The sequence below is a fragment of the Coprococcus sp. AF51-11b1 genome (genome assembly GCF_027682785.1).
Lineage (GTDB): Bacteria > Bacillota > Clostridia > Lachnospirales > Lachnospiraceae > Allocoprococcus > Allocoprococcus comes.
Genome location: NZ_JAQCZB010000001.1, coordinates 1 through 26,671, shown reverse-complemented (window position 1 = coordinate 26,671; position 26,671 = coordinate 1). Strand labels below are relative to the sequence as shown.

The 26,671-nt window shown below is 42.7% G+C and carries 24 protein-coding genes and 2 pseudogenes; 2 read left to right on the top strand and 24 right to left on the bottom strand.

Annotated features, from left to right (window positions below; all coding sequences use genetic code 11):
* Positions 1-5: 5 nt before the first annotated feature.
* From PGY05_RS00125 to PGY05_RS00030, 21 genes and pseudogenes are all read right to left on the bottom strand, one after another.
* On the bottom strand, positions 6-1,130 hold the full coding sequence (locus tag PGY05_RS00125) for an FtsW/RodA/SpoVE family cell cycle protein (protein ID WP_195250629.1): 1,125 nt from the start codon (positions 1,128-1,130) through the stop codon (positions 6-8).
* Positions 1,127-1,357: a cell division topological specificity factor MinE gene (locus tag PGY05_RS00120; protein ID WP_022221008.1), complete on the bottom strand. Its 231-nt coding sequence runs from the start codon at positions 1,355-1,357 to the stop codon at positions 1,127-1,129. Before PGY05_RS00120 ends, PGY05_RS00125 begins: the two co-directional genes overlap by 4 nt.
* Before the next feature lie 11 nt (positions 1,358-1,368).
* Positions 1,369-2,160, bottom strand: a complete 792-nt coding sequence (gene minD / locus PGY05_RS00115; RefSeq protein WP_008370246.1) for a septum site-determining protein MinD — start codon at positions 2,158-2,160, stop codon at positions 1,369-1,371.
* A 13-nt stretch (positions 2,161-2,173) separates the two neighbouring features.
* Positions 2,174-2,818 carry a septum site-determining protein MinC gene (locus PGY05_RS00110; RefSeq protein ID WP_022221007.1) on the bottom strand — a complete coding sequence of 215 codons (645 nt, stop codon included), beginning with the start codon at positions 2,816-2,818 and terminating at the stop codon, positions 2,174-2,176.
* A 19-nt stretch (positions 2,819-2,837) separates the two neighbouring features.
* Positions 2,838-5,678, bottom strand: coding sequence for a penicillin-binding transpeptidase domain-containing protein (locus PGY05_RS00105; RefSeq protein ID WP_442872489.1), 2,841 nt, complete (start codon positions 5,676-5,678; stop codon positions 2,838-2,840).
* 61 nt (positions 5,679-5,739) lie between these two features.
* Entirely contained in the window at positions 5,740-6,267 is a 528-nt protein-coding gene (gene mreD, locus PGY05_RS00100; protein ID WP_172676481.1) for a rod shape-determining protein MreD, read from the bottom strand.
* Between the two features lie 2 nt (positions 6,268-6,269).
* Positions 6,270-7,157, bottom strand: coding sequence for a rod shape-determining protein MreC (mreC, locus tag PGY05_RS00095; protein WP_008370236.1), 888 nt, complete (start codon positions 7,155-7,157; stop codon positions 6,270-6,272).
* The gene (locus PGY05_RS00090) at positions 7,158-8,180 is read right to left on the bottom strand and encodes a rod shape-determining protein (RefSeq protein ID WP_008370233.1); all 1,023 of its coding nucleotides are present in this window, start codon (positions 8,178-8,180) and stop codon (positions 7,158-7,160) included.
* 21 nt (positions 8,181-8,201) lie between these two features.
* Entirely contained in the window at positions 8,202-8,912 is a 711-nt protein-coding gene (gene radC / locus PGY05_RS00085; protein ID WP_008370231.1) for a RadC family protein, read from the bottom strand.
* A gap of 66 nt (positions 8,913-8,978) precedes the next feature.
* Complete coding sequence (locus tag PGY05_RS00080; RefSeq protein WP_008370229.1) at positions 8,979-9,239, bottom strand: DUF4321 domain-containing protein; 261 nt, start codon at positions 9,237-9,239, stop codon at positions 8,979-8,981.
* A gap of 105 nt (positions 9,240-9,344) precedes the next feature.
* Positions 9,345-10,997: an NAD(P)/FAD-dependent oxidoreductase gene (locus tag PGY05_RS00075; RefSeq protein ID WP_270475108.1), complete on the bottom strand. Its 1,653-nt coding sequence runs from the start codon at positions 10,995-10,997 to the stop codon at positions 9,345-9,347.
* Positions 10,990-12,225, bottom strand: coding sequence for an NAD(P)/FAD-dependent oxidoreductase (locus tag PGY05_RS00070; protein ID WP_195250626.1), 1,236 nt, complete (start codon positions 12,223-12,225; stop codon positions 10,990-10,992). Before PGY05_RS00070 ends, PGY05_RS00075 begins: the two co-directional genes overlap by 8 nt.
* Position 12,226: 1 nt before the next feature.
* A complete protein-coding gene (locus PGY05_RS00065; RefSeq protein ID WP_270475107.1) occupies positions 12,227-13,522 on the bottom strand; it encodes a methionine gamma-lyase family protein in 1,296 nt (431 codons plus the stop codon).
* Positions 13,522-14,487 carry a tRNA (adenosine(37)-N6)-dimethylallyltransferase MiaA gene (gene miaA, locus PGY05_RS00060; RefSeq protein ID WP_270475106.1) on the bottom strand — a complete coding sequence of 322 codons (966 nt, stop codon included), beginning with the start codon at positions 14,485-14,487 and terminating at the stop codon, positions 13,522-13,524. The genes PGY05_RS00065 and miaA overlap by 1 nt, the downstream gene beginning before the upstream one ends.
* A 9-nt stretch (positions 14,488-14,496) precedes the next feature.
* Positions 14,497-16,617, bottom strand: coding sequence for a DNA mismatch repair endonuclease MutL (gene mutL / locus PGY05_RS00055; protein ID WP_270475105.1), 2,121 nt, complete (start codon positions 16,615-16,617; stop codon positions 14,497-14,499).
* Positions 16,618-16,650: 33 nt separating this feature from the next.
* On the bottom strand, positions 16,651-19,302 hold the full coding sequence (gene mutS / locus PGY05_RS00050) for a DNA mismatch repair protein MutS (RefSeq protein WP_330586456.1): 2,652 nt from the start codon (positions 19,300-19,302) through the stop codon (positions 16,651-16,653).
* 17 nt (positions 19,303-19,319) lie between these two features.
* Positions 19,320-19,757, bottom strand: a complete 438-nt coding sequence (locus PGY05_RS00045; protein WP_022221001.1) for a tyrosine-type recombinase/integrase — start codon at positions 19,755-19,757, stop codon at positions 19,320-19,322.
* Positions 19,748-20,479 (bottom strand): tyrosine-type recombinase/integrase, encoded by a 732-nt coding sequence (locus PGY05_RS00040; protein ID WP_256171318.1) that lies wholly within the window; start codon positions 20,477-20,479, stop codon positions 19,748-19,750. The genes PGY05_RS00045 and PGY05_RS00040 overlap by 10 nt, the downstream gene beginning before the upstream one ends.
* 38 nt (positions 20,480-20,517) lie before the next feature.
* On the bottom strand, positions 20,518-20,676 hold the full coding sequence (locus tag PGY05_RS00035; RefSeq protein WP_195255662.1) for a hypothetical protein: 159 nt from the start codon (positions 20,674-20,676) through the stop codon (positions 20,518-20,520).
* A gap of 112 nt (positions 20,677-20,788) precedes the next feature.
* The gene (locus PGY05_RS16755) at positions 20,789-20,896 is read right to left on the bottom strand and encodes a hypothetical protein (RefSeq protein WP_368281639.1); all 108 of its coding nucleotides are present in this window, start codon (positions 20,894-20,896) and stop codon (positions 20,789-20,791) included.
* A gap of 40 nt (positions 20,897-20,936) precedes the next feature.
* Positions 20,937-21,491 (bottom strand): annotated as a pseudogene (locus PGY05_RS00030) (recombinase family protein); the annotation flags it as partial.
* A gap of 251 nt (positions 21,492-21,742) precedes the next feature.
* Here PGY05_RS00030 and PGY05_RS00025 point away from each other — a divergent pair.
* Positions 21,743-22,048, top strand: a complete 306-nt coding sequence (locus PGY05_RS00025; RefSeq protein WP_270475104.1) for a hypothetical protein — start codon at positions 21,743-21,745, stop codon at positions 22,046-22,048.
* An 847-nt stretch (positions 22,049-22,895) separates the two neighbouring features.
* On the opposite strand, the gene ftsH is transcribed toward PGY05_RS00025, so the two are convergent.
* The 3 genes and pseudogenes from ftsH to PGY05_RS00010 all read right to left on the bottom strand — a co-directional run.
* A complete protein-coding gene (gene ftsH / locus PGY05_RS00020) occupies positions 22,896-24,710 on the bottom strand; it encodes an ATP-dependent zinc metalloprotease FtsH (protein ID WP_055248541.1) in 1,815 nt (604 codons plus the stop codon).
* Between the two features lie 50 nt (positions 24,711-24,760).
* Entirely contained in the window at positions 24,761-25,750 is a 990-nt protein-coding gene (gene bsh / locus PGY05_RS00015) for a choloylglycine hydrolase (protein WP_270475103.1), read from the bottom strand.
* Positions 25,751-25,771: 21 nt separating this feature from the next.
* A pseudogene (locus tag PGY05_RS00010) lies at positions 25,772-25,954 on the bottom strand (hypothetical protein); the annotation flags it as partial.
* Positions 25,955-26,114: 160 nt separating this feature from the next.
* Between PGY05_RS00010 and PGY05_RS00005 the strand changes: the two are divergent.
* A complete protein-coding gene (locus PGY05_RS00005) occupies positions 26,115-26,453 on the top strand; it encodes a hypothetical protein (RefSeq protein WP_055248539.1) in 339 nt (112 codons plus the stop codon).
* The last annotated feature ends 218 nt before the right edge of the window (positions 26,454-26,671 follow it).

Here is a 26,671-nt window from a genome sequence, read left to right as displayed (position 1 = left end):
TCCTTTTACTGATATTTTTTAGGCTGAAGCCCTATATTTAATACAATGCCAATTCCCATATATAAGCTGATAAGCGAAGTCAGTCCGTAACTAACAAACGGAAGGGGAATTCCTGTATTTGGTAAGATCCCTGTTGCCACGCCGATATTGATAAACGACTGAAATCCTATCTGCGCGGCTACACCGCAGCAAATAATCCGCCCCGCCAGATCTTGTGCCCTGAGTCCTATCAATATGCATTGTACTACAATCAATAATAACAGACCAATCACGATACAGCAACCCACAAAACCTAATTCTTCACCTACAATTGCAAAAATAAAGTCTGTCTGTGGCTCAGAAATAAAATTTCCATTCTTCACGGATGTGGTTGTATTATTATTCAGTCCTTTACCGGTAAGCTGTCCGGAACCAATCGCCATAATTGCATTATTCTGCTGGTAAGCTTCATCACTTGCATATTTCTGCGGTTCCAGCCATGCCAGAATACGCTTTTGCTGATAATCGTGCAGAAATGGCTGATTCGGCTGTACAACAATACTGATAAAAATAATCGTAACCGGAACCAGAATCGCAATCAGGGTTCCGATAAATCGATAACTCAGTCCCGCCAGATACATCATAGCACAAAAGACAAGCGCTATGGATAAGGTTGTTGAAAGGTCTGGCTGAAGAACGATCAGGATCAGTGTTGGTGCAATCAGTCCTACTGCTTTCAGGATGGTTGCAGCACTGCTCAGATCATCCTCATGATTCATCAGAAATTTTGCAAAGAATACGACAACCAGTATTTTGCTGAGCTCTGATGGCTGAAAATTCGTCACTCCGATATCGATCCACCGCTGTGCACCATTTACATTGGTTCCAAACAGCTTTACACATACCAGTGCAATGATATTGATCCCGTATAAAATCCAGTAAAAGTTCAGAAGCCATACATAGTCTATCATCGAAAGAATGATCATCAGGATCACTCCGGCGACAAGTCCTATGATCTGTCTTCCCTGTACTGCCTGCTTTGCACTTCCGATTACCATAACTCCGATAATCGATATAGCAATAACAGAAATGACCAGACCGAATTTCACATCTTTTAAATGATAAGGTTTTGTCTTTTTTGGTAATCTCACGATTTTTCTCCTGTCAAGTTGATTCTAATCTGTGAACGTGTTATTTCCACTTTAAAATTATCTTCGGTTATCTTCATGTATTTTCCGATTGTGTGGTATAATTCTCCGCACAAAAGTTCATAAGTATCTGGCTGACACTGCACCCGGTCCGAAACAAGAAGGCTTTTCAAACGTTCTTTTGCAATGCGGACAGATGAATGGTGCATACCTCTTTCAAATACATGCATGATACATCCTCCTAATTTCTTTTAAACATATGGGAAAGTTTGTAAAACAAACTTTCCTGTTTATCCAGATCGAGAAATGGCACTTCTTCACCGGTTATACGCCGGCAGATATTGGTATATGCTTTTCCTGCCAGCGAATCCATATCTACAACCGCCTCTCCCTGGTTCGTTCCGATCACGACCTGTTCATCATCCGGAATTGCTCCGATCAGATCGATAGGAAGAATCTCTGTCACATCTTCTACTGACATCATCTCTCCTCTTTTCACCATATCCATCCTGATACGGTTAATAATAAGATTCAGTTTTTTCATGTGATTCTGCTCCAGCAGCCCAATGATGCGGTCAGCATCACGAATGGAGGATACTTCTGGCGTTGTCACAACAAATGCTCTGTCAGCTCCGGCAATCGCATTCTGGAATCCCTGCTCAATCCCTGCCGGACAATCCAGTAAAACGTAATCAAATTCATCTCGAAGCTCATTTGTAAGCTTGATCATCTGCTCCGGTGTGATCGCTGACTTATCCTTTGTCTGTGCCGATGGCAGCAGATACAGATTTTCATGACGCTTATCACTGATCATCGCCTGCTTCAAACGGCAGCCACCTTCGATCACATCGACCAGATTATATACGATCCGGTTTTCAAGTCCCATGACAACATCCAGATTCCGAAGACCCAGATCCGTATCGATCACCAGTACCTTTTTCCCGAGCCTTGAAAGTCCGGCACCTATATTTGCTGTCGTTGTTGTTTTTCCGACACCGCCTTTTCCCGATGTCACTACAATAATTTCACCCATTTTTCAGATCCTCCTACCACTCTAAATTCTCCAGTGGATCGATATAAATGCGCTTGCCGTCAAGACGGGCGATACTTGGTCTTACGGTTTCGTCCTGAAGATATGTATGTGTTGATACAATATCTGCAATCTTCATTACATGCGGTCTCATCGACAACGCCGTAATAAACGCATTCCGATCTCCTGTTGCCCCGGCATGTACCGTTCCCCTTACAGCACCCAGCACAACAATATTGCCCTTGGATACTACGGTTGCACCAAACTCTACATCGCCAAGTATAATAATACTCTGTTCTGTCTCCAGTACCTGCCTTTGTCTGAGCGTACCTTTGTAGAACTGACCTTCTTTTCTGGTTAAACTGTTAAGAGAGTCTTCTACTACTTTTTTGTATAATCTTTCTGTATTTTCATTAGCATCAAAAATACAGACAATATGGATATGAGCGACATCAGTGATCAGACCAATGACCTCTTCTTCCTGTGGTTTTGTAAGAATCCGCCCTTCAAACGTAACCGCCATGGTCGCATCTTTGAAAAAGCGGGCAGATTCGGTAAATTTTTCTCTCAATTCCTTCAGAATCTCTGTATACTCTGCATCAGGATCCATATGAACAATCAGACCGTATTTATTACTTTTAATGATGACTTTCTGTTTCATACCTGTGATCCCCCTCAATCTAGTCTCCATGTGTCGATGATGAACCTGCTGCCGATGCATGCCCTGTAATCAGCTCATCACGGCTTGTCTCTCCATAATAATAGCGCATCAGGTCTCTTCCAATCTCTGACGGATATAAAGATTCATAACCATTTTTGATACGGATCGCAAATGCGACTTCCGGGTCGTCACTTGGCGCATAGCCAACAAACAGACCGTGATCCGGATGTGTATTACTCTGCTGTGCCGTACCGGTTTTACCTGACATTGTAATATTTCCCAGCGAAGAATATGTACTGTTGCTGGTAACAACCGCCCGCATTCCCGACTGAACAGCATCCCATGTATTTCCGGAAACACCCTCTATCTGGTTCAGCACATTCGGTTCGTAAGTTTTTGTTACCTTACCATCCTTATTTTCCACATGATCCAGAAGGGAAAGATTATAAACAGTTCCTCTGTTTGCAATTGCTGTAACATATCTTGCAAGCTGAGTTGTCGTATAGTTATTAGTACCCTGACCGATTGCAGAACGTACAGAGTCCTGATCAGATACCTGAGGTGACGATTCCGGAATTTCGATTCCTGTTGTCTGGTTCAGTCCAAACATAGTCGCATATTTCAGAAGCGTCTCACATCCCTGGTCAGAAGAATATCCCGACTCGCTGCTCTTTGCATTACTGAGCATCTGGTTTGTAAGTCCCAGACGGTATCCAACTTCATAGAAGAACATATTACAGGAATGCTGGATCGCACTCGTCACATTCAGACTTCCATGCGACCCCGGATAAATCCAGCATCGTGGACTCGGTGAAATTTTCTCATAGAGTCCGCCGCAGCTGATATACGTACTGGTATCAATGACATCTTCTGTCAGTCCGGCAACAGCAACCAGTGGTTTGTAAGTAGATCCCGGTGCCGTCTTCTCCTGCGTCGCATTATTATATAACGGTGCTGACTGATCATTTAAAAGCTTTGTATAATAGCCTGAATCCATGGTATTTGCAAGCCGGTTATTATCATATCCCGGATAGGATACACAGGCAAGAAGCTGTCCGGTCTTCGTGTCAGTTACTACAACCGATCCGGTAGATGGTTCCAGTCCAAGCTGTCCCGGTGTGATTTCCAGATCTTCAATCTTGGAATACATGAAATCATAGGCGGTCATTGTACCATCCGCAAGCTTATTATAAACATCTGCATCATAATCCAGAATTCCCTGCTCATAAAGCATCATACCAATCTGGCTTCCTGTGATTTCTTCATTGCGTATCATATATTTGTAGATCAGTTTGTCAAATCCGGAATCCTTAGGAAGATTTGCACTGATATACGCCAGAATCCCCTGATATACTTCATTCTGATCCGAATACTCACTGTCACTGTTCATATAATCAGTCAGTTTTGATGTATCGATCCAGTTCTTGGAGATCGCATAATTCAGATAAGTATAGAGACTGATGCTCTCATCATTTTCCCACGCAATATATGTAGAATCATTGGTATCAATCGAATCTTTCTGAATGATTGCTGCATTCTGGGTAAGTACAGTACTGATAATATAACTGAGATATGCCTGCATATCCTCATCACAGTCTTTATATGCCGGCGCACCTGAATCACTCAGCTGTGCCATCACATCTGCAAGCACTGCCTCCTTTTTGGAGGAAAATGACGCATACACACTTTTCTCAGTCTCCCCGGCATCCGCAGCCTCAAAATGTCCCACATTCAGAATCTCATTGGAAATAAATGCATTGTAAACATCACCAATCGGTATCTTCACATCACTTCCCTCTTCTGCCTGTGTACGGTCATAGGTCAGAGACGTAGTCAGATTGGAAAGGATGATTCCGGCAAGCTTTTCTTCCAGGAGATCATAAGCTGCCTTTTGCAGATTGGCATCAATAGAAAGATAGACATCATTTCCTGCTTTTGCCTTTTTCCCCTGCTTGGACTCAATGACCTTTCCCACACTGTTAACATAAAGTTTGATTTCACCTTTTTCACCTTGAAGTGTTTTATCCAGTGTCTGCTCCAGCCCTGCTTTTCCAACCACATCCGTAAGAGAATACGAGTCCGACTCCTTTTCATCCAACGCATCATATTCATCTTGTGAAATTACGCCCGTATAACCAAGAATAGACGCAAAATATTTGCTGTCCGGGTAATAACGGATTGAATCCTCTTCAATATTAACTCCCTGAAGAGTATCCAGGTTCTCCATAATAGCAGCTGTTGTACTTTCACTGACATCACTTGCAATCGTTGTAGCCACATACTTCTGATAGCGATTCAGTCCCATGGAATACCGGATTGTTACCAGCTTCAGGATTTCTTCTTTGGACAGCTTCTGTTCGTCCAGCCCATAACCGTAGGTATCATCTGTACAGAGATAATGCATCAGATCTGCCGCACTGTATGCCTTCTGCTTGTTACTGAGCTTATCAATGGTTGCTTTTCCAAACACATCCGCAAGGAACCGCAGACGCTGCACCTCGCTTGTCATGGAATAAGCATATTCTCCATTATCATTGAGAATAATTTTGAAATCATTGACAATAGAATCTCCATTCGATTCAACAATACTGATCACTTTCTCAATTGTTGCATTGATGATTTTATTTTTCTCTTTGACCGTATCATAGTCACCGTTGTCTTCAATCGTGACGGAATATGCGAGCTTGTTATCTGCCAGAACCACTCCGTTCCGGTCCAGGATACGACCTCTGGTTCCCTGTACCTCTTTTGTTTTCTGGATCTGAAGCTTATAGTCATCCAGATATGCCTGTCCGTTTACGATCTGTAAAACAAACACACGCTGTATCAAAATTGTAGAAAGCACAATAAACACAAGCATCAGCACAAACACTCTAGATTTTACCAAGTCGATAAACCATCTTTTCAGACGATCCAATAAATCAAACAAATCTGCTAGCACTCCTTTTTTCTTCTTCTTCAAGTCTTCGGTTAATATGCAGAATGATCTGATACAGAACAAGTGTAACCAGAATCGTGTAAACCAGTTCCGGCATGATCACATGTCTCAGATAATGCAAAAAATGGAAATCACTTTTTAACATGAATAAAAGGACATAAATCACCATACCATATAGAAACTCGCTGCCGGCAATAAGTGCCAACGGGAGTTTGATGTCTTCGTCATAAAATACTCTCTGGAAAAATCCGTTGCCATATCCGATCAGCATATAGATCAGCGCATAAAATCCAAGCAGATTTCCACCTAGTATATCTTTTAAAAGTCCACAGAAAAAGCCGATGATCATTCCTTCTTTTTGTCCCCTCATAAATCCAAATGAGGACGTCACGATAATCAGGAGATTCGGAATAATCGAGGCAAACGCCAGCTTTTGAAACACCGTTGTCTCCAGAAGAAAACAGACAGTGATCAACACAGCACAGATCAGGATCCTTTTAATCTTTTTCATGTCTATTCGCCTCCGTTATCGCTTCCACTTTCACCTTTTCCATCGATCAGATCCTGCTTTGTTGTTGTAATAACAAGAACTTCCTGTAATTCCTTAAAATCCGTAGCAGGAATGATATATCCGGATCTTGTCAGGTTATTGGAATCTACATTTACCTCTGAAATATATCCAACCAGAAGTCCCTGCAAATATTTGCTGCTGATATTCGATGTTACAACCTGTTCTCCGACCGCCACTTCATTTTCATTATTGGCAAGCTGTTCAAATTTTAAAAGTCCGTCCTGCACCGTCTGCAGATCTCCGCTTACAATACATTTGTCAAAGGTTGTCAGGATCATGGCACTTACATTTTTATCATCGATAATCGAACTTACTGTTGCCCAGTTCGGTCCGACTTCTGTGACGATCCCAACCAGTCCGGTTCCAGATAGGACATTCATATCTTCCCTGATCCCATCATTGCTTCCCTTATCAATCGTAAATTTCGAAAACCAGTTGCTATTCTCGCTGGCGATTACATTCGCAGCAACTTTCGGATAATCCGCTGTATTCTGATCCATCTTATATAGTTCTTTATACCTTTCCAGCGTTGCTGAATTCTGCTGCAATCGGTTATTCTCAGTCGTCATCTCTTCCAGGCGGGATTTCAGTTCTTTGTTTTCTTTTTTTATTTCCTGAAGTGTTGCAAAATTCTCTGAAACATCGCCGATCCACATCCCGACACGGTTGATTCCTTTCTGCATCGGCACGATCGTGTAACCTGCTGCCCAGGAAAGCGGTCCTTTCCCGGACTCTGCAAATCCGGAAAGTCCCATCAATACAATACATATGATAGCAAGGATCAGCAACCAGTATTTATTTGATGTTGAAAATTGATTCTTTCTTTTCATCTATCTTATCCACCTATAATTTTCATCCAACATTGAGTACGAAAGTTTTTTAAGTTCTTTTGAATTGATCATCCGTCGCAGCCCTTCTACTGCACACAGATCCGGCTTAGCAGCCACATGCACCGGATATCCAGTCACAGCTTCTATGTACCGGTCAAGCCCCGGTAGCCTGGAAACACCACCCGTCAGACAGATTCCATTCTTTCTGATTGAACGGGCTACCTCCGGTGGGGTCCGTTCAATCAACTGACCAATCTGCGAAGTACAGGTTTCCAGAGATTCTTTCATCGCAGCCCGTACCGCACTGCTTGGGATTTCCTGGTATCTTGGTACACCAACAACCAGATTACGTCCGGCAACCACCATGGAAGCTTTTCCGTTTCCGCCAAGCACTCCAAAACGTTTTCTGAGAGCCTCGGCTGTCTGTCTTCCGATCAGAAAATCATAATTCCGGCGGACCATATTCTGAACTGCCACATCAAATGTCATACCACCAATCTTAAGCATTTTATTAAGTACCATGCCACCTGAACCTACTACAGATAATTCGGTTGTAGCCGCACCAAAATCAACGATCAGCATCCCTTTTGTCTTCCGGACATCAATTCCCATTCCGATACACTGCGCAACACCGCGTTCTACAATACTCACTTCTTTTGCTTTCGCCGTTGAATGAACAACCAGATCAAAAAACGCCCGTTTTTCAACTTCTGTGACATCCGTAGGTACTGCGATCAGATATTCTGATCCTCTTGTAAAACGGCGCTCTTTCTTCAGCAGATTCTGAAGAAGATACTGCATATCCGTAAATCTGCTGATTACGCCTTCTTTCATCGGAAACACCACTTCAATATTTCCCGGTGTTCTCTCGAACATCGCATATGCTTCATCGCCGACAGCCAAGATCTCTTTTCCGTCCACAATAGCAATTACATTCTTCTCTTTCCACGTACTGTCCTGCTTTTTATCATACACCTTGATCTCATAAGTCCCGAGATCAAGACCGTAAATATTTCGCGCCATAATCTAAAGTTCCTTTCCATACTACTTTTCCTTAAGCAGCTTCTGCTCTGCGAGTGATACATAGCAGTTATCACCAATAATGATATGATCCAGAAGTTCAATTCCAAGAAGGCTTCCGCCCTCCCGGATTCGCTGTGTCACAAGAATATCTTCCCTGCTCGGCATCGGATCACCACTTGGATGATTGTGCAACAATATAATATAGACTGCGTTCTTTTGCAATGCCTCTATAAAAAGCTCTCTCGGGGAAATTACGGACATATTTACTGTCCCTCTCGAAATTTCGCTTTCTCCGATCAGTCTGGAACGCGTATTCAGCATCAGCAGTTTCAAATGCTCCTGCCTGTAATAGCGCATATCTTCCATATAATATGCTGCAATTGTATCCGGTCTTGAAAAATCCAGATCTTCTCTGGCTGAAAGCTGGGACATTCTCTTGGAAAGTTCACAAAGGCATAAGATCTGAATAGCCTTTACTCTTCCGATTCCACTGATTTTCAGCAGTTCTTCTTTTGTCCAGCTTTGAAGATGGGCTTTGGCTTGTGGCTGTGTACCTTCTCCGGGATAAAAAAGCTTCCTGGCAAGATCCAGTGCACTCTCTCCCTTTGTTCCAGTCCTTAACAAAACAGCGAGCAATTCAATATCTGTTAAACTGCCCGCCCCAAAGCGTTCACATTTTTCATATGGCCGCTCTTCTGATAACATTTCTCGAATGGTATTTTTTTGATTCATCCTTTTGCAGGATTTGTTGATTCACACCAGACTCTCCACCCTTGTATATGGGATGCTTTATACATCCTATAAGAAACGATAAATGAATATGGAGATAATCACTCCAATAATGCTTGCGATCGTGATCTTAATCGTAAGACCAAACGTAATAACGACAAGTCCGAGGTTCAAAACAATCGGTGTCTCTACCCCGAAAGTCTGTCCATAAGAAAGCCAGCTAAGTGCTGGAACCCCTTCTGCAAGCACACCGATAAAGCCACCCAGAACAATTCCTGCCAAAATCAGCAGAAATAACGCCCAGGCATTCTTACTTCCGGCTCCTCTCATCTGTACTCCTCCTCTTTTGAATCACAAACTGGTATCATTTTAGCATATTTTAAAAAACGTGTATAGACTTTTTAAATATTATTTTTTTCTTAACACAGCTGTTTTCTATAAAAACGGTGCATATTTTTGTCGAATTTTCTCTGCGATTTTAATACCGTCTGCTGCCGCCGACGTAATCCCGCCGGCATATCCTGCGCCCTCTCCGCAAGGATAAAGTCCTCCAATCACGCTTTCCAGCGAATGATTATCTCTTACGATCCGTACCGGCGAAGAGGTTCTGCTCTCCACTCCGGAAAGAATGGAAAGAGGATGCGAAAAACCTCGAATTTTCTTATTAAAATCTTCCATTCCATCCACCAGCGCGCTACTGATCTTTGCCGGAAAAATCCCCGCCAGGTCTGTCTCTTCATACGCACCCTTCATACATGGCTCATGTCCCTGATACCAGACTTCCGCTTCGGTCTTTTCCTTTTCTTTTCCGGTCACACTCCGGTAAAAATCCCCGTATCTCTGTACCGGAATTTTTCCTTTTCCTGCTTTGTAAGCTGCCTTTTCCAGTTCTCTCTGGAATGCAATTCCGGCAAGCGGATGGTCGCTTTCAAAATCCTCCGGTGTAACCGTCACAACGATTGCGCTGTTGGCATTGCGGCTGTCACGGGCATGATAGCTCATTCCGTTGACCGCAAGATATCCCTCCTCCGAAGACGCATTAACCACATAGCCTCCCGGACACATACAGAACGAATATACACCTCTTCCATCCGGCAGTTTTGCAGTCAGCTTATAGGCTGCTGCCGGAAGAGATGCCTTTGCATCCCCATACTGGGAATGATTGATCAGCTCCTGCGGGTGTTCTGCACGTACACCAACCGCAAAGGATTTTGCCTCCATCGGAACCTTTTTCCCGAAGAGCATCGCAAAGGTCTCCCGCGCACTGTGTCCCGGTGCCAGAACCAGCGTCTCCGTCTGTATTTCTTCTTTTTCTTTTTTCAGAAGATCTTCATATACGATTCCTCTGATCCGCCTTGTATTTTCTGTAAAAAGGACCTCTGTCATCTGTGTATGGAAATGGATTTCACCACCCCACACAAGGATTTTCTCCCGCATATTTCTGATCACAGTCCGTAGAATATCCGTTCCAATGTGTGGTTTATTCACATAAAGAATGTCTTTTGGTGCTCCGTTTTCCACGAAAATCTCCAGCACCTTACGATTGCGCCCCACCGGATCCTTGATCAGTGTATTTAGTTTTCCGTCTGAAAACGTCCCTGCTCCGCCTTCTCCAAACTGCACATTAGAATCCGGTTTCAGCACCCCCGTCTTCCAGAACTCCTCAACATCTTTCTGTCGCTCTTCTACCGGTGCCCCCTGTTCCAGAAGAACCGGCTGATACCCATATTCTGCAAGAAAATACGCACAGAAAAGTCCGGCAGGACCGCATCCGACAACTACCGGACGTGACTTCAATTTTTCGTTGCCTCCTGCCGGAAAAACATATGGCATTGCTTCATGGAGTTGCACATTGCCTGCACGCTTTTTTCGGGTAAGCATCTTCAAAAGCTGTTTTTCATTGTCCGCTTTTACATCCACAGTATAGACATAGAACAGATCCGGCTTCTTTCTGGCATCCAGAGACTGCTTGATAATCTCATAGCTCTGTACCGCTTCTGTCCTGCACATCAGTGTGTGCACAATCTTTTTCTTCAAATCCTCTTCCGTATGCGTAACCGGAAGCTTCAGCTGACTGACTCTAAGCATTTGCCGCTCCTTTCCCTGCCAGATAACCACTGGTCCATGCCCACTGCAGATTGTAACCTCCGCAGATTCCATCTACATCCAGAATTTCTCCTGCAAAATAAAGTCCTTTTACAAGCTTCGACTCCATCGTGTCCGGATCAATTTCGCTTGTATCTACACCACCCGCACAGATCTGCGCCTGTTCAAACGGATTTGTCTTATCAATATAAGTCCGGAAATGCTTACAGATCCGGCAAAGTCTTTCCAGATTCTCTTCACCAAGGTCATGCACCGGCATTGTTCCCGAAATTCCAATTCTCTTAAGCAGCGCACCGGCAAGCTTTTTGTGGAATAACCCATTAAAATACTGTTCCATCACAAGACCATCCAGCCTTATCTTCCGTTCCTTTAACATCTGCAAAAATTCTACATCTCCAAAATCCGGCATAAAATCCAGTTCTGCAAAAACTTCTTTCTTTTCATACAGACCTCTCGCCGCATAACGGCTGATCTGAAAGACCGGGATCCCGGAAATACCATAATCCGTAAGCTGCAGCTCGCCGATATCAGAAGCCGTTTCTGTTCCATCGATAAAAACCGTTACTTTTCCATGAGTACGCACGCCTGCGACTTGCCGGTACAGCTTTTCCCTGCACCGGAGCTGTACCAGAGCCGGGACAACTGGAACCAGCTTATGTCCCAGCATTTTTGCCAGGTCATATCCACTTCCGTCACTCCCTAACTTTGCAGCTGCCTTTGATCCGGCCGCAAGGATCACAGCCTCACCGGAAATCATTCCTTTTTTCCCATCTTTTGAAAAACTGATCTGAAAACCATTTTTCTTTGGTATAATCCCAAATACGCGAACTCCGGTATGAATCCGGATCTTTGCCAGTTTCAGCGCAGACTCCAGCGCTTCCCTCACTGCCGAGGCTTGCTCGGACCAGGGATACAGATAGCCATTTTTATCCTTCGGATAAATTCCAAGATTTTTAAAAAAAGACGTTGTCTCAGGCTCAGAAAATTTTCCGATTGATTTCCATGCAAATCCGCTATTGTCGCTTCGATAGCAGGATGGATCCTGAAAACGATTGGTAAAGTTACATCTGCCATTACCCGTCGACAGTATTTTTCTGCCAATTATTTCATTCTGTTCCAGAAGCAGTACATCTGCGCCGTTCTGCGCCGCCGTAAGTGCAGCCATACTGCCAGCTGCTCCGCCGCCGATGATGATGACTCTTTTTTTCATTCTATAATTCCTTTACAATTCCTTTTTCATATAACTTCTGAAGAGACATTAAAATACCAAGTTTTGCATGCGCCCAGGTGAGACCTCCCTGAAAATATACTGCATACGGTTCTTTGATCGGTCCATCTGCACTCAGTTCGATGGACGATCCCTGTACAAATGCCCCTGCCGCCATAATCACATCACTGTCATATCCCGGCATTGCCCACGGTTCCGGTGTTACATAACTGTCAACCGGTGCTGCCGCCTGGATTCCCTGACAGAATGCGATTACACCTTCCGCACTTCCAAGTGTTACCGCCTGAATGATATCGTGGCGTTCCTCTTTTCCGTCCGGTACAACTGCATAACCAAGCTTTTCATATACATTCGCCGCAAAAATAGCACCTTTTAACGCACCTGCAACAACAGTCGGTGCAAGGAAAAGTCCCTGATAAAACGACTGCATCACACCAAGTGAAGCACCCACTTCTTTTCCAAGTCCAGGAGAAGTAAGGCGGTAAGCACACTGCTCGATCAGATCCTTTCTTCCAGCCACATAGCCACCGATCGGGGCAAGTCCGCCGCCCGGATTCTTGATCAGGGAACCGACAACCAGATCCGCACCCACATCACTTGGCTCCTTTTCTTCTACGAATTCACCATAGCAGTTATCCACCATACAGATGACTTCCGGTTTGATCTTCTTGACAAATGCAATTGCTTCCCCAATTTGATCCACAGAAAAACTCGGTCTTGTCTGATATCCTTTGGAACGCTGAATCGTGATCAGCTTTGTTTTCTCGCCAATTGCTTTTTCAATCGAATCAAAGTCAAAGCTTCCGTCCGACAGCAGGTCCACCTGGTTATAGATTACTCCATATTCTGCAAGGGAACCTGTGGATTGGCGGATTCCAATGACCTCTTCCAGTGTGTCATAAGGCTTTCCTGCGATGGAAAGCAGTTCATCACCAGGTCTTAAATTTGCAGAAAGTGTTAAAGCAAGTGCATGGGTTCCACAGGTAATCTGTGGCCTTACCAGCGCATCTTCAGTATGAAAGACATTTGCATACACCTTTTCCAGCGTATCTCTTCCGAAATCATTGTATCCATAGCCAGATGCATAGTTAAAGCATTCTGCATTCACCCTTGCTTCCTGCATGGCATGAATGACCTTCAGCTGGTTCAACTCTGCCATCTTATCGATCTTATCAAAACGTTCTTTCAGTGTTTTTTCAATTTTTTCTCCAAAGTCATGAACTTCCGGTGAAATTCCGGTCTGTTCATATAATTTCTGTATTTTCTGACTGATATCCATTAGTCTGTAATCTCCTTTTCTTTCAGTATCGCAAGCATTGCCTGCAAAATCTTCTCTTCATCGTATCCGAATTCCTCTTTCTGGATCCAGTTCACATCCCGCTCTCTGCGGAACCAGGTCAACTGACGTTTTGCAAAATGACGGGTATCCCTTTTCAGGATCGTTACCGCTTCTTCAAGTGAATTCTTTCCATCCAGATAATCCAGAATTTCCTTATATCCAAGTCCCTGCATTGAAACCATTTCCCTTGTGCATCCTCTGGTCTTTAAAGCAGTCACCTCATCTACAAGCCCCTGCTCCACCATTATATCCACACGACGATCAATCCGCTCATACAAACGGCTACGCACATCATTCAGAACAAAATACGCAAACTGATACGGGGAATCCTTCTCCCGTTCTGCTTCATTATGTTCGGAAATCTTTGTTCCTGTCTCATGATAATATTCCAGAGCACGAATCACCCGTTTTACATTATTTGCATGAATTGCATCTGCCGACTTTGGATCCGCTTCCCGTAGCCTGTCATGGAGCGCCTGCGCACCATGCTCCTTTGCATACGTTTCCAGCTTCTTTCGATAGGCAGTGTTTTCTTCTCCCTTTTCAAAATCAATGTCATACAAAAGCGCCTGGATATAAAATCCCGTGCCACCTACAACAATCGGAATACGTCCTCTCTTATAGATCTCTACCATTGCATCTTTTGCCATCTTCTGAAAAACAGTTACATTAAATTCCTCTTCCGGATTAAGCACATCGATCAGATAATGTTTCACACCTTTCATCTCTTCCGGCAAAATCTTCGCGGAACCAATATCCATGTGCCGGTATACCTGAATCGAATCCGCCGAAATGATCTCTCCTCCAATTGCTTTTGCAAGGCCAATCGACGCAGCCGTCTTTCCGACAGCAGTCGGGCCTGTCAATATGATCAGTGGCTTTTTCTTCTCTGTCATCTGTGTCATGTTCTTCTCCTACACAATACGCTTAAATTTCTTTTCCAGTTCCCGCTTTGTCATCGCAATGATCGTTGGTCTGCCATGCGGACAATGATACGGATTATCCAGGGACAACAGTTCATTGATCAGTTCATCCATTTCTGCATAGGACAGCTTCATATTTCCTTTGACAGCCGCCTTGCAGGACATGGACGCAATCTTCTCATCAATCAGCTCTGGTTCCAGACTGGTCGATAACCCATCCGACAGGGAATCCAACATTTCAAGAAGCAGTTCCTTTTTGGCGATTCCAAACAGATTATCCGGAATTGCGCGAACTGCGTACTCGTCACCACCAAATGGCTCAATTTCAAACCCGATTGCCGTAAAGCGGTCTTTAAATGTCTCCAGCACATCAATCTCCTGCATAGAAAGGCTCAGGATGATCGGTGGGCTCAAGTATTGTGAAGTATACTCTCTCTTCTTCATTCCTGCAAGGGCCCTTTCATAAAGGACTCTTTCATGTGCGGCATGCTGGTCTATAATATAGAGGCTGTCACGATACTGGATCAGCCAGTAGGTTTCAAAGACCTGTCCGATGATCCGGTATTCCTGTCTTGCCTCTTTCTTTAAAATCTGCTCTTCAAACAAATCTAACTGTTTTACTTTTTTTTCTTTCAAATCCTTTAAAAACAGATTTGACTCTGTTTTTTCTGGATCACGCTCTGTTTTTTCTTTACTTTTATCAGAATACGCTCTGTTTTCTGTTCCTTTATTCTGGATATCTACAGCCGGATTTTCATCTAATGCAGCCATCTTTGACTCTTTAGCACCGATATTCTTCTCTTGCTCTTCTTTTGCTTCTGCAAGATGACTGGCATAAACCCGCTCCCTCATCTTCTGCATAAAATAATCCAGCTTTTCGTCACCGGTTGAGACTGTCTTTTCTGTACTTATCTGTGTCTGAAGTTCTGCTGACGGCATCTCTGACTGCGACCAGGATTCCGCTCGCTCTGCCCCCTCCTGAACGGAACTCTTTCGCATCTTGGGTGAAGTGCCATCTGTCCGATATGGATTCCCCGCATCTCTTATAACAGTTTTCTTTTCCTGTCTTTTTTCAGACATTCCCGGTACTTTGATCTCAGACATTTCCACTTCCGGAATCAACTCCGGCTCATGCAGTCCCTTACTGATTGCCTCATAAAGCAGATTGTAAATCCCCTGCTGGTTACTGAACCTAAGTTCCATCTTGGATGGATGCACATTTACATCAATTTTTTCCGGATTAATCTCAATCTGGAATGCAACAAACGGATAACGATGCTGCATCGTAAAATCTTTGTATCCATCTTCAATCGCTTTTGCAAGAATACTGTTCCTTACATAACGCCCGTTGACAAAATAATTTTCAAAATTTCGGTTTCCACGGTTAATCACTGGCTTTCCCAGATATCCGGACAGCCTTACACCATCTTTTTCAAATTCCAGTGGGATCAGATTGTTCGCAATTTCCCGTCCGTAAATATGGTAAATGACATCTTTCATCTTCCCGTTCCCGGAAGTATGCAGCTTTACCTGTCCATTGTTGATAAACCGAAAGGAAATATCCGGATGCGAAAGGGCAAGTCTGGTCAGCAGATCACTGATATGGCTTGCCTCTGTCATCGGCGTCTTCAGGAATTTGCGTCTGGCAGGTGTATTGAAAAACAGCTGACGCACCAGGAAGGTCGTCCCATCCGGCGCTCCGGTCTCCTCCGGCGTTCTTCCTTTTCCGCCTTCTATGATATATTTTGTCCCAAATACGTCTTCTCTTGTCTTTGTGATCAGTTCCACTCTTGCAACTGCCGAAATACTCGACAACGCTTCTCCGCGGAACCCAAGAGAAGACAAATGTGTCAGATCCTCTGCACTGCGGATTTTGCTGGTCGAATGGCGCAGAAATGCATTTTCCACGTCCTGTTTCGCGATCCCACAACCATTATCCGTAATTCGTATCAGAGAAATCCCGCCCTCTTCAATCTCCACAGTCACCGCTGTAGATCCTGCGTCAATCGCATTTTCCACCAGCTCTTTCACAACAGAAGCCGGGCGTTCAATCACTTCCCCGGCTGCTATCTTATCAATTGTAATCTGATCCAGCAATTCTATATGCGGCATTCGATTCTTCTTTCCTTTCTCTTATGGATCAGCCTACCATCTGTTCCGCAGCTTATTCTGCAGCTGATACAGTTTGTTCATGGCATCCATTGGCGTCATATGGCTGATATCCAGTTCCTTTAACTCATTTAACACATCATCATCTTTTACGGTATCAAACAGAGAAAACTGTGTCAAATCCACTTCATCCAGCTTCTTCTGCGTTTTTTTCTTCGTCTCACTTCCCTGTACCGCAATATCCTTTACTTTTCCGGTAATATCCGCTGTCACCAGCTCTTCTACGATCTCTTTGGCGCGGTTAATGACCGGATCCGGCACTCCTGCAAGCTTTGCGACCTGGATACCATAACTCTTGTCTGCTCCACCCTTTACGATCTTACGCAGGAATACGATATCATCACCTTTCTCCTTGACCGCAATACAATAGTTGTTGACATTGCTAATCTTGCCTTCCAGCTCGGTAAGCTCATGATAGTGGGTTGCAAATAAGGTCTTTGCCCCAAGAAGCTTGCTGTTGCTGATATACTCGACAACCGCCCAAGCAATACTCAACCCATCAAAGGTACTGGTTCCTCTTCCAATCTCATCCAAGATCAGAAGGCTCTTGCTTGTCGCATTTCGCAGAATATTTGCCACTTCGTTCATCTCCACCATGAAGGTGCTCTGTCCGCTTGCCAGGTCATCTGACGCTCCCACACGGGTAAAAATGCGGTCCACAAGTCCAATATTTGCTGAAGACGCCGGCACAAAGGATCCCAGCTGTGCCATCAGTACGATCAGCGCAGCCTGACGCATATAGGTGGATTTTCCAGCCATGTTTGGTCCGGTAATGATGGAAATGCGCTGTTTTTTATCATCCAGATAAGTATCGTTGGCAATAAACATATCATTCGGGATCATCTTTTCCACCACCGGATGTCGCCCATCACGAATGTCGATCACGCCCTTTTCATTGATCTTTGGCCGTACATAGTTGTTGCGCTCGGCAACCAGTGCAAGAGAAGCTATCACATCCAGCTTTGCAACTGCCTTTGCTGTTCTCTGTATCCTGGTTAACTCTGCTGCGATAGTATTTCTCACCTCACAGTAAAGCTCATATTCCAGTGCACAGAGTTTATCCTCTGCTCCCAGAATCGTATCTTCCAGCTCTTTCAGTTCTGGAATGATATAACGCTCCGCATTGGCAAGGGTCTGCTTTCTTGTATAATAATCCGGAACCAGATCTTTGAACGAATTGGTAACTTCCAGATAATAACCGAATACTTTATTATAACGGATCCGCAGGTTTTTAATCCCGGTCTTTTCCCGTTCCTTGGTCTCCAGATCAGCAAGCCAGTTCTTTCCTTCGGATTTTGCTTTTCGAAGACGATCCACTTCTTCATTATAACCGTCTTTGATGATTCCGCCTTCTTTCATGGCAAGCGGCGGTTCTTCCTGAATCGCCCGTCCAACCAGATCACAAAGTTCTTCCAGCGGATCCAGTTCTTCATAAATTTCTTTTAAAAGGTCACTCTCCATATCCTTTAATATGCATTTAACCGACGGGAGCATGGAAAGGGAACTCTGAAATGCAATCAAGTCTCTTGGATTTGCTGACTGATAGGTGATTTTCCCGACCAGACGCTCCAGATCGTACACCGGATTCAAATATTCCCGGATTTCTTCTCTGCAAATAGCATTGTCCTTCAATTCCGCAACTGCATCCAGCCTTTTGACAATGGATTCCTTGTCGATCAACGGCTGTTCTACATATTTCCGAAGGGTTCTCGCCCCCATTGCCGTCTTTGTCTTATCCAGTACCCACAGAAGGGATCCTCTTTTCTGCTTTTCACGCAAAGTCTCAACCAACTCCAGATTACGCCTTGTAGCACTGTCCAGAACCATATAATTACCCGTTGCATAACGTGTCAGACGGCTCATGTGAGACAGGGAATTCTTCTGCGTCTCTTCCAGATACTTTAAAAGCGCACCGGACGCGATCATCCCACATTCATAGTCCGAAAGTCCAATCCCTTCAAGAGAAGCTACCTTAAAATGCTCCTGCAAAGTTTCCCGGCAGAGTGCATCATCAAAATACCATGCTTCCAGTGAATAAATTGCCATATGCAGACGGTTTTTCAGATCATCCAAATCCAGTCCACTCATGTAAAATGCTTCATTGCAGACAATCTCAGACGGCATAAATTTGTAAAGCTCATCCATCAGTTTTGTCTGGGAATCCAGTTCTGTTACCAGATATTCCCCGGTTGTAACATCCGCAACCGAAAGTCCGTACCGGTCTGCCATATAGACAATACACATAATGTAATTGTTCTTTGTTTCATCCAGTCCCTGAGTATCCAGGTTGGTTCCAGGTGTTACTACACGGATAACTTCCCGTTTTACAATTCCTTTTGCTGTTTTCGGATCTTCTACCTGCTCACAGATTGCTACCTTATAGCCTTTTGATACCAGACGGTTCAGATAACTGTCAACTGCATGGTACGGGATTCCGCACATCGGTGCCCGTTCCTCCAGTCCGCAATTCTTTCCAGTCAGAGTAATTTCCAGCTCTTTTGATGCTGTGAGAGCATCGTCGAAAAACATTTCATAAAAATCTCCTAAGCGGTAAAAAAGGATACAATCCTTGTATTCCTCTTTTGTCTGCATATATTGCTTCATCATCGGTGTTAATTCATTACTCATATCAAAATCTCCTTATTTTATAAGGGTTTCAGCGTTTGTGGTATGCTAATTTGACCATCTTTTGACCAAATTTGTAAATCCTGATCAATTGTTGCATTTGAACGGAATGAATAATTATGCATATAACCTGTATATTTATTAAACTCGCTGTTAATAAATACGGAGTCCGGATGTGTATAATGTTTCATCATATCAATATCATTATGTCCGGAAATAAGCATTATAGACGCTGGATCCATATGAGATTCATAACACAATGTAATAAACGTATGGCGGAATAAATGAGGATGAATATTGGAAATATGATATTCCCTATTTTCTGTTAGTGCCTGTTGTTTTTCATGATTATTCATTATGGAAGTTATCCGTCGGCACTCTTTTTCTGCCTGTGTCGGCATAAAACAATTTCCCTCTTGTGTCGTAAAAATCAATTGAGGATAATCATTTAATAACAAATTTTTAATCCCCCACTTTTTTTGTACTTTCTTTTGTCAGCAAGCTGTTTTTCGCGCCAACTATATAACGCATCAACTGCCGCCTTGAATAGAGGGATTTTTCTTATACTTGCGGTTCTTTTTGGAGATGTAATTTGCTTGATGTAATAAGGTCTATCTAGTTTGTTCCCGTTGTCATCGTAATAAACAGGGACAATATTGATTGTTTTATACACATGGAGATAGTTGTTTTGAAAGTCAACATCTTTCCATTCCAATGCACACGCCTCTCCAATCCGCATTCCTGTAAAAAGAAGCAGCATATATAATTCGTAATATCGAGTATCTCTTGCTACATCAAAAAACCTTATGATTTCGTCGTTTGTCATGCGTTTCAAATTCTGTCCTGCTATTTTGACCGGTTTGAAGTTTTTATTCGTTATTTCCGGATAAACAATCCCTCTGCATGGATTGAATAAAAGCATTTTTCCGATTACAGCTCTTTCAAGACAGCTGGATACGACAGAAACAGTAGAACGGATAGTGGATTTTTTATAGCCTTTGTTAGCTAGTTCAATAACCATATTTTGAACATGCGTGATTTGAATATCTGCTAATTTCATATAGCCTATATATTTTATACACCGATTATACGAATCGATATAATTCCGAATTGTTGTTTTTTTTATCCTATTTACGATATAGAGTTCCATCCATTTTTCAAACCACTGATTTAGAGTTATTTTGTGTGTGTCTATATCTAATCCGTATTTTGTTTTTTCTAATAATTTTCCCTTTTCTTTTTAACTTCTTTTAAAGTATGACCATATAGGCATATCGGTTTCTTTCCTCCTCCAAGTGATATGCGTGTTTGATAACGCCCATCTTTTCGTTGGGTAAACCCTTTTCCTAATTCTTTGCCTGTTAGATCTTTTTCCATGACGATCACCTGTCTTTTCTTGACCCATGGACAGGTACTTCATCCGTTTAATAGTATCAAATTTTAATGAGCTTTTCAAGAAGCTCTTTTTGGGTACTATAGGATAAAATACTCAATGCCGCACTTGATAGTCAATCCATTTTTCTAATTTTTTTTTGTGAATTAAAGTTCTTTTTCCTATTCGCACCATCATTTTTTGCTCATAAGCTAAAGAACGCATTGTTTTTTCGGACACTCCTGTTAACTTGCAGGCTTCTTTTACTGATAAAAGAAGTTTTGGATACCTGCTTTTGGTCAGGTGAAGTACGTGTATCCATGCCCAGAAGTCTCTGAACAATTTCAAAATCACGGTCACTCACCAGTGGCTCATGATTTTTCTCAATCCGGATCCAGTCATCTTCCGGTTTCACATAAGTCTGCTTCACTTTATGGTTCGGTGTTGTCCTTTTTCCCTGCACAAGATTTCCGATATAAACCTCGTTTTCCAGTATCCTACGGACTGTAACAGAACTCCAAAGTGCCTGCTCTTTCTGCCGGAAGCCAGTTTCATAATGACTGCCGCTGCTGATTTTATATTCAAATGGTGAAAGAATACCCAGTTCATTTAAACGATTAGCGATCGCATCCTGACTCATTCCCCGTAGCTTCATCTTAAAAATATCCTGTACTACACTGCCTGCAGATGGGTCAATCTCTAATTTATGCTTATCTGTCTTTGTCTTCCTGTATCCAAATGCTACAAACGGAGTCACGCATTCCCCTTTTTCCCTCTTAATCTCAAGATTACTCCTGATCTTAATAGAAATGTCACGGCACGTATGTTACAACCGGCAATCGAGAAGGATTTGAACGTTGGGCAAAACTAAATAATCTAAAAGAGACAGCCCGCACCTTCAACTATCTTTCCGAAAATAATCTGCTGAATTATGAAGATTTCCAGCAGCATATTTCTGACGTTGATGCTTCTGTTAAAGCGGCTGAACAGAGAATAATACAAATTAACAGTGCGCTAAGCACACAGAAAATCATTCAAAAGCACTGCGATTCTTACCGACTCTGCCGTAAAGTGATTGAAGATTGCAAATCTGCCAAAAACCCAAAAGTATACCGCACCAAACATCAGGCAGAATACCAGCTCCACGATTCACTAAAAAAAGAGCTTCAGGATCTCGGTATTACCAAAATCCCAAGCTCTAATAAAATCCAGAAGCAGATTGAAAATCTTAAATCTGAACAGACTTCTACTGTTCGGGAAAAACAGGAATTACAGAAAAAGCTGAAAACTCTGGAAATCATTCAGCAGAATTTCACAGCACTGCTCAATGCTCCGGAGATACAAATTCCTGTATCAGGGAAAGAGCCAACTCTTTAAAAAGAAGAGGTACCTATGTAACGGTGCCTCTTCCCTTTCCATCTAATCTGTTTTATTGCTCTACCCTATCACCCTTAATATGCTGGTGGAAGATGTATTCCATGTGGAAGATTGAGCTGGGTATTTTATCCAGCTCAATCTTCCGCTCCCTGTAAATGAGAATTTGTCCGCTCCTTTATATAAAATAATTCCATTTTTCAGAACTACTAACTATTTTTCTTCAGCCCCTAAAATTAAATGATCAGAACACTCTGTTGGTTGCGACACTCTACATGTATTTTTTATAAATCCTTTAATAAAGATATGATCAATAGGTGATGCTGGAGTAGTCAATTTAGTATTAATTGGGGAAATCAATGCTCGTATGATTCTGTATAATTTCTGTGAATTAGTGACTTCTCACGCTGTGGTAAAAACATCTAAAAATACCAAACACGTCTATAAAATTAATTTCGCCACCGCAGTAAACATATGCAGGGCATATCTCAAACACGGCGGTGATGAAACAGAGACCATGCTTCTCATACAAAAGTATCTGACACCTGTCAGGTACAATCGAAAATATCCTATCCACCTCAGTCCAAAGAGAAATAGGGATTTCATGTATCGGGTTGCATAAATCTCGTTACCTTTATACTGCGTTATGAGGCAGATATGCAATCTGTCTTTTTGTCATACACAAAAAATGATTTGAACTCATCATACACCTGCTTTCTACGCATTAGTGCACCTAAAAAATACAGCATTTCTTAACTGAACAGTATTTTCAATGCATGAACGCATATGATATACTGTTTTCATCATAAAAAACCTTATCTAAATGACATTGATTATCTAATTAACTACATTATTTTCTGTCTAAAATATCCATAAATTCGTCACCTGTAATTGTTTCCTTCTCATACAGGTACATAGCCAGTTCGTCCAGTTTTTCCCTGTTTTCGGAAAGGATTTTTCTTGCTTTTTCATGCTCTGCTTTTACGAGCTGCACGACTTTTTCATCAATTTCCTTCTGGGTATCTGTGGAACAGGAAAGAGACGTATCGCCGCCAAGATACTGGTTGGTCACGGTTTCCATTGCCACCATGTCGAATTCATCTGTCATGCCGTAGCGGGTGATCATCGCTCTTGCAATTTTTGTTGCCTGTTCGATATCATTGGAGGCTCCTGTCGTGATCTCACCAAATACGATCTCCTCTGCCGCACGTCCGCCTGTAAATGTAACAATCTTATTCTCAAGTTCTTTTTTCGTCATCAGATATTTATCACCCTGCTCAACCTGCATAGTGTAGCCGAGTGCACCTGAGGTACGCGGGATGATCGTAATCTTCTGGACCGGTGCTGAATGACTCTGCAATGCAGCTACCAGAGCGTGTCCTATCTCATGATATGCAACAACCTTCTTCTCCTGATCTGAAAGAACCGCATTCTTCTTCTGATATCCTGCAATAACCACTTCTATACTTTCTTCGAGATCAGATTCATTTACAACGGTCCTTCCACTACGGACAGCACGTAATGCTGCTTCATTTATAATATTGGCAAGCTCCGCACCGGATGCACCGGATGCCATACGTGCAATCGTATGCAGGTCAACATCATCAGATGCTTTTATCTTCTTTGCATGAACCTTTAAAATTGCTTCACGTCCTGCAAGATCCGGCAGTTCAACCGGCACACGCCTGTCAAAACGTCCCGGACGTGTAAGTGCCGGATCTAACGACTCCGGACGGTTCGTTGCAGCAAGAATGATGACACCATTATTTCCTTCAAATCCATCCATCTCTGTAAGAAGCTGATTTAAGGTCTGCTCCCTCTCATCATTTCCGCCCATTTGTCCGTCACGCTTTTTACCAATGGCATCAATTTCATCAATAAACACGATACATGGTGCCTTTTCCTTTGCCTGTCTGAAAAGATCTCGAACCTTGGAAGCTCCCATACCGACAAACATCTCTACGAATTCTGATCCGGACATTGAGAAAAATGGTACATTTGATTCACCCGCAACTGCTTTTGCAAGCATTGTTTTACCAGTTCCCGGAGGTCCTACAAGAAGGACACCTTTTGGCATAGACGCACCTACATCGGTATACTTCTTCGGATTGTGAAGATAATCAACGATCTCTGAAAGGTTTTCTTTCGCCTCATCTTCTCCTGCAACGTCTGAAAAACGGATTCCCTCACTGGATTGCACATAAATCTTCGCATTGCTTTTTCCCATTCCAAAAGCCATCGAATTTTTTCCTCCGGCATGCTCCATCAGTTTCTTCGCCATATAATTTCCCAGTGCGATAAAAAGGATCAATGGCAAAACCCCGGTCAGCAGGAAGCTGATGATCGGTGACATCTGCTTATCGATATCTTTTGCGAATACTGCTCCACATTCATATAGCCTGTCCGTCAGGTTCGGATCGTTCATCAGACCTGTTTTATAAATATTTTTTTGATCTTTATCTGTAAAGATGATCTGATTGTCCTTAACTTCTACTTCACCGATATTCTTCTTCTCGATCATGCTCATAAAAGTTCCATAATCCGTTTCCTTTACCTGATGCTCCATAAGGATTGGTGTGACAACCAGATTAAATACGATCAGCACTATTAACACAATCCCATAATAATATGCCAGTGGTTTTTTCGGTGTTTTAACTTCTTTCATGGTCTTTCCTCCTGTTGTTCTGCGATATGCTTTCTCCGTGCATTTTCGTATTATTTATTCTGCCATCTGACTTCGCCCTTGGACAGAAGCGGATAACAGATCAGCTGATCTGAATCCAGATTTTCCGCATGCATGTCAACCGCTGTGATCTGATGATTATCATAAGTCGTATAATAATAAATACCTTTTGCTGTATTACAACAGGACGTGTATATCGTGATCTCATATTTGCCTTCTGTCACCTCACAACATCCACGCTGCTGATCTACAGATCCTAAGATATGGAAGAACTGGCTTACACTCTCACCCTCTTCTTCACCGGAGATCGAATTTAATTTTGTAAAGGCAACTTTCACAAATCTTGACTGGCTGGAAAGATCTCCAGGTATTCCCATTCCACCCATTCCTCTGCTATATGCATCAAGCTGTAATACTCCTGCAAAAGTACTCTCCGGCTGTTTTCTGGATACTCCGGCATAATTATTCAGTGCAAACATCTGACCCAGGAATGATGGATTATTGGTAAGCACTCCTACCGGATTATCATATACATGCAGCCCATCCTTCATAGACTCAACAACGATACAGGCGTCTTTGTCTGCAATGATCCAGTGAAGCTGTGCTGTCGGCAGCTGTTCACTGAATGCTGTGCCTGTCAGTCTCATTGCTACCAGCTTCTCTCTCGCCTCTGCTACAGTAGCACACTGTGTAAGGATCCATGGGATGAACTCGAACTGTGCCACCTGGCTGACTTCTGTTTCATCTTCCGGCAAAGCCTCTTCATATGCCGCATTGCCGACAAAATTAAGACCTGCCATTCCAAGGCCTTTTTCATTAACAGCATCATAATAAAGCGGATAACCTCCTGCAACAAATGCCATTCCGATCAAAGCATAATGGCTTTTTATCTTCCCGGCAAACCGGAAATCAAATTCGTAATTTCTTGGCGTTATCGTAATCTGTTCCCCATAGGAAAATTCATAATCAAGCGTTCTACCCATATAAAAATCTTTTGTTTTGTAAGTTGCTGCTGTACACATATCGAACACCTCTTCTTTCTGCTATAATAGTCCTGCAAACAATCTCATAAACAACTGTCCGATCCGTAAATATGCACTCCGTCCTGTGCGGTACTTTTCGGTCACTTCCCTGCATTCATTCATTGTTGCTCCAAGATCATCTCTTATATCCAAAACTGTCTGACTATCCGCCATAAAACAACCATTTTCAAAGTGATTATAAAGCAATGCCATTCAGTTAAGCATCATTTTAGTGGTTTTCTGTCATAGAAAGCCACTGTTTTTATGCCTAAAAACTTTAAAAATATTACAAAAAACAGTTGACAAGTAAGCCAATATATGTTGCGCAAGCCTTGATTATAAACATATTTCAAGGAGGCTCATTATGGCTGATTTTTTCTTATCTAATTTAAAATCCACACTCGACAACTGCATCACAGAACTCGATGAAATTCACTCCATGTTCTGCCGTAATCCGGAAAGTGATTTTACCAGGAACCGCAAACTTTCTTTCCGCGAGTATATTCAGTTTATGCTCCAGATGCAGAGTAAATCCGTTTCAAATGCAGTAAACATATGCAGGGCATATCTCAAACACGGCGGTGATGAAACAGAGACCATGCTTCTCATACAAAAGTATCTGACACCTGTCAGGTACAATCGAAAATATCCTATCCACCTCAGTCCAAAGAGAAATAGGGATTTCATGTATCGGGTTACATAAATCTCGTTACTATTATACTGCATTATGAGGCAGATATGCAATCTGTCTTTTTGTCATAAAAAACCTTATCTAAATGACATTGAATGATTTATTTTCTATCTAAAATTTTATTAAACCGACTAAAGACTCCATAGTTTGTGTGTTTGACTTACTGTTTATATCTATCTTCTCCTAAATATTTTTCTAGTCATTGCAATATAAAATTGCTTATACAGTCT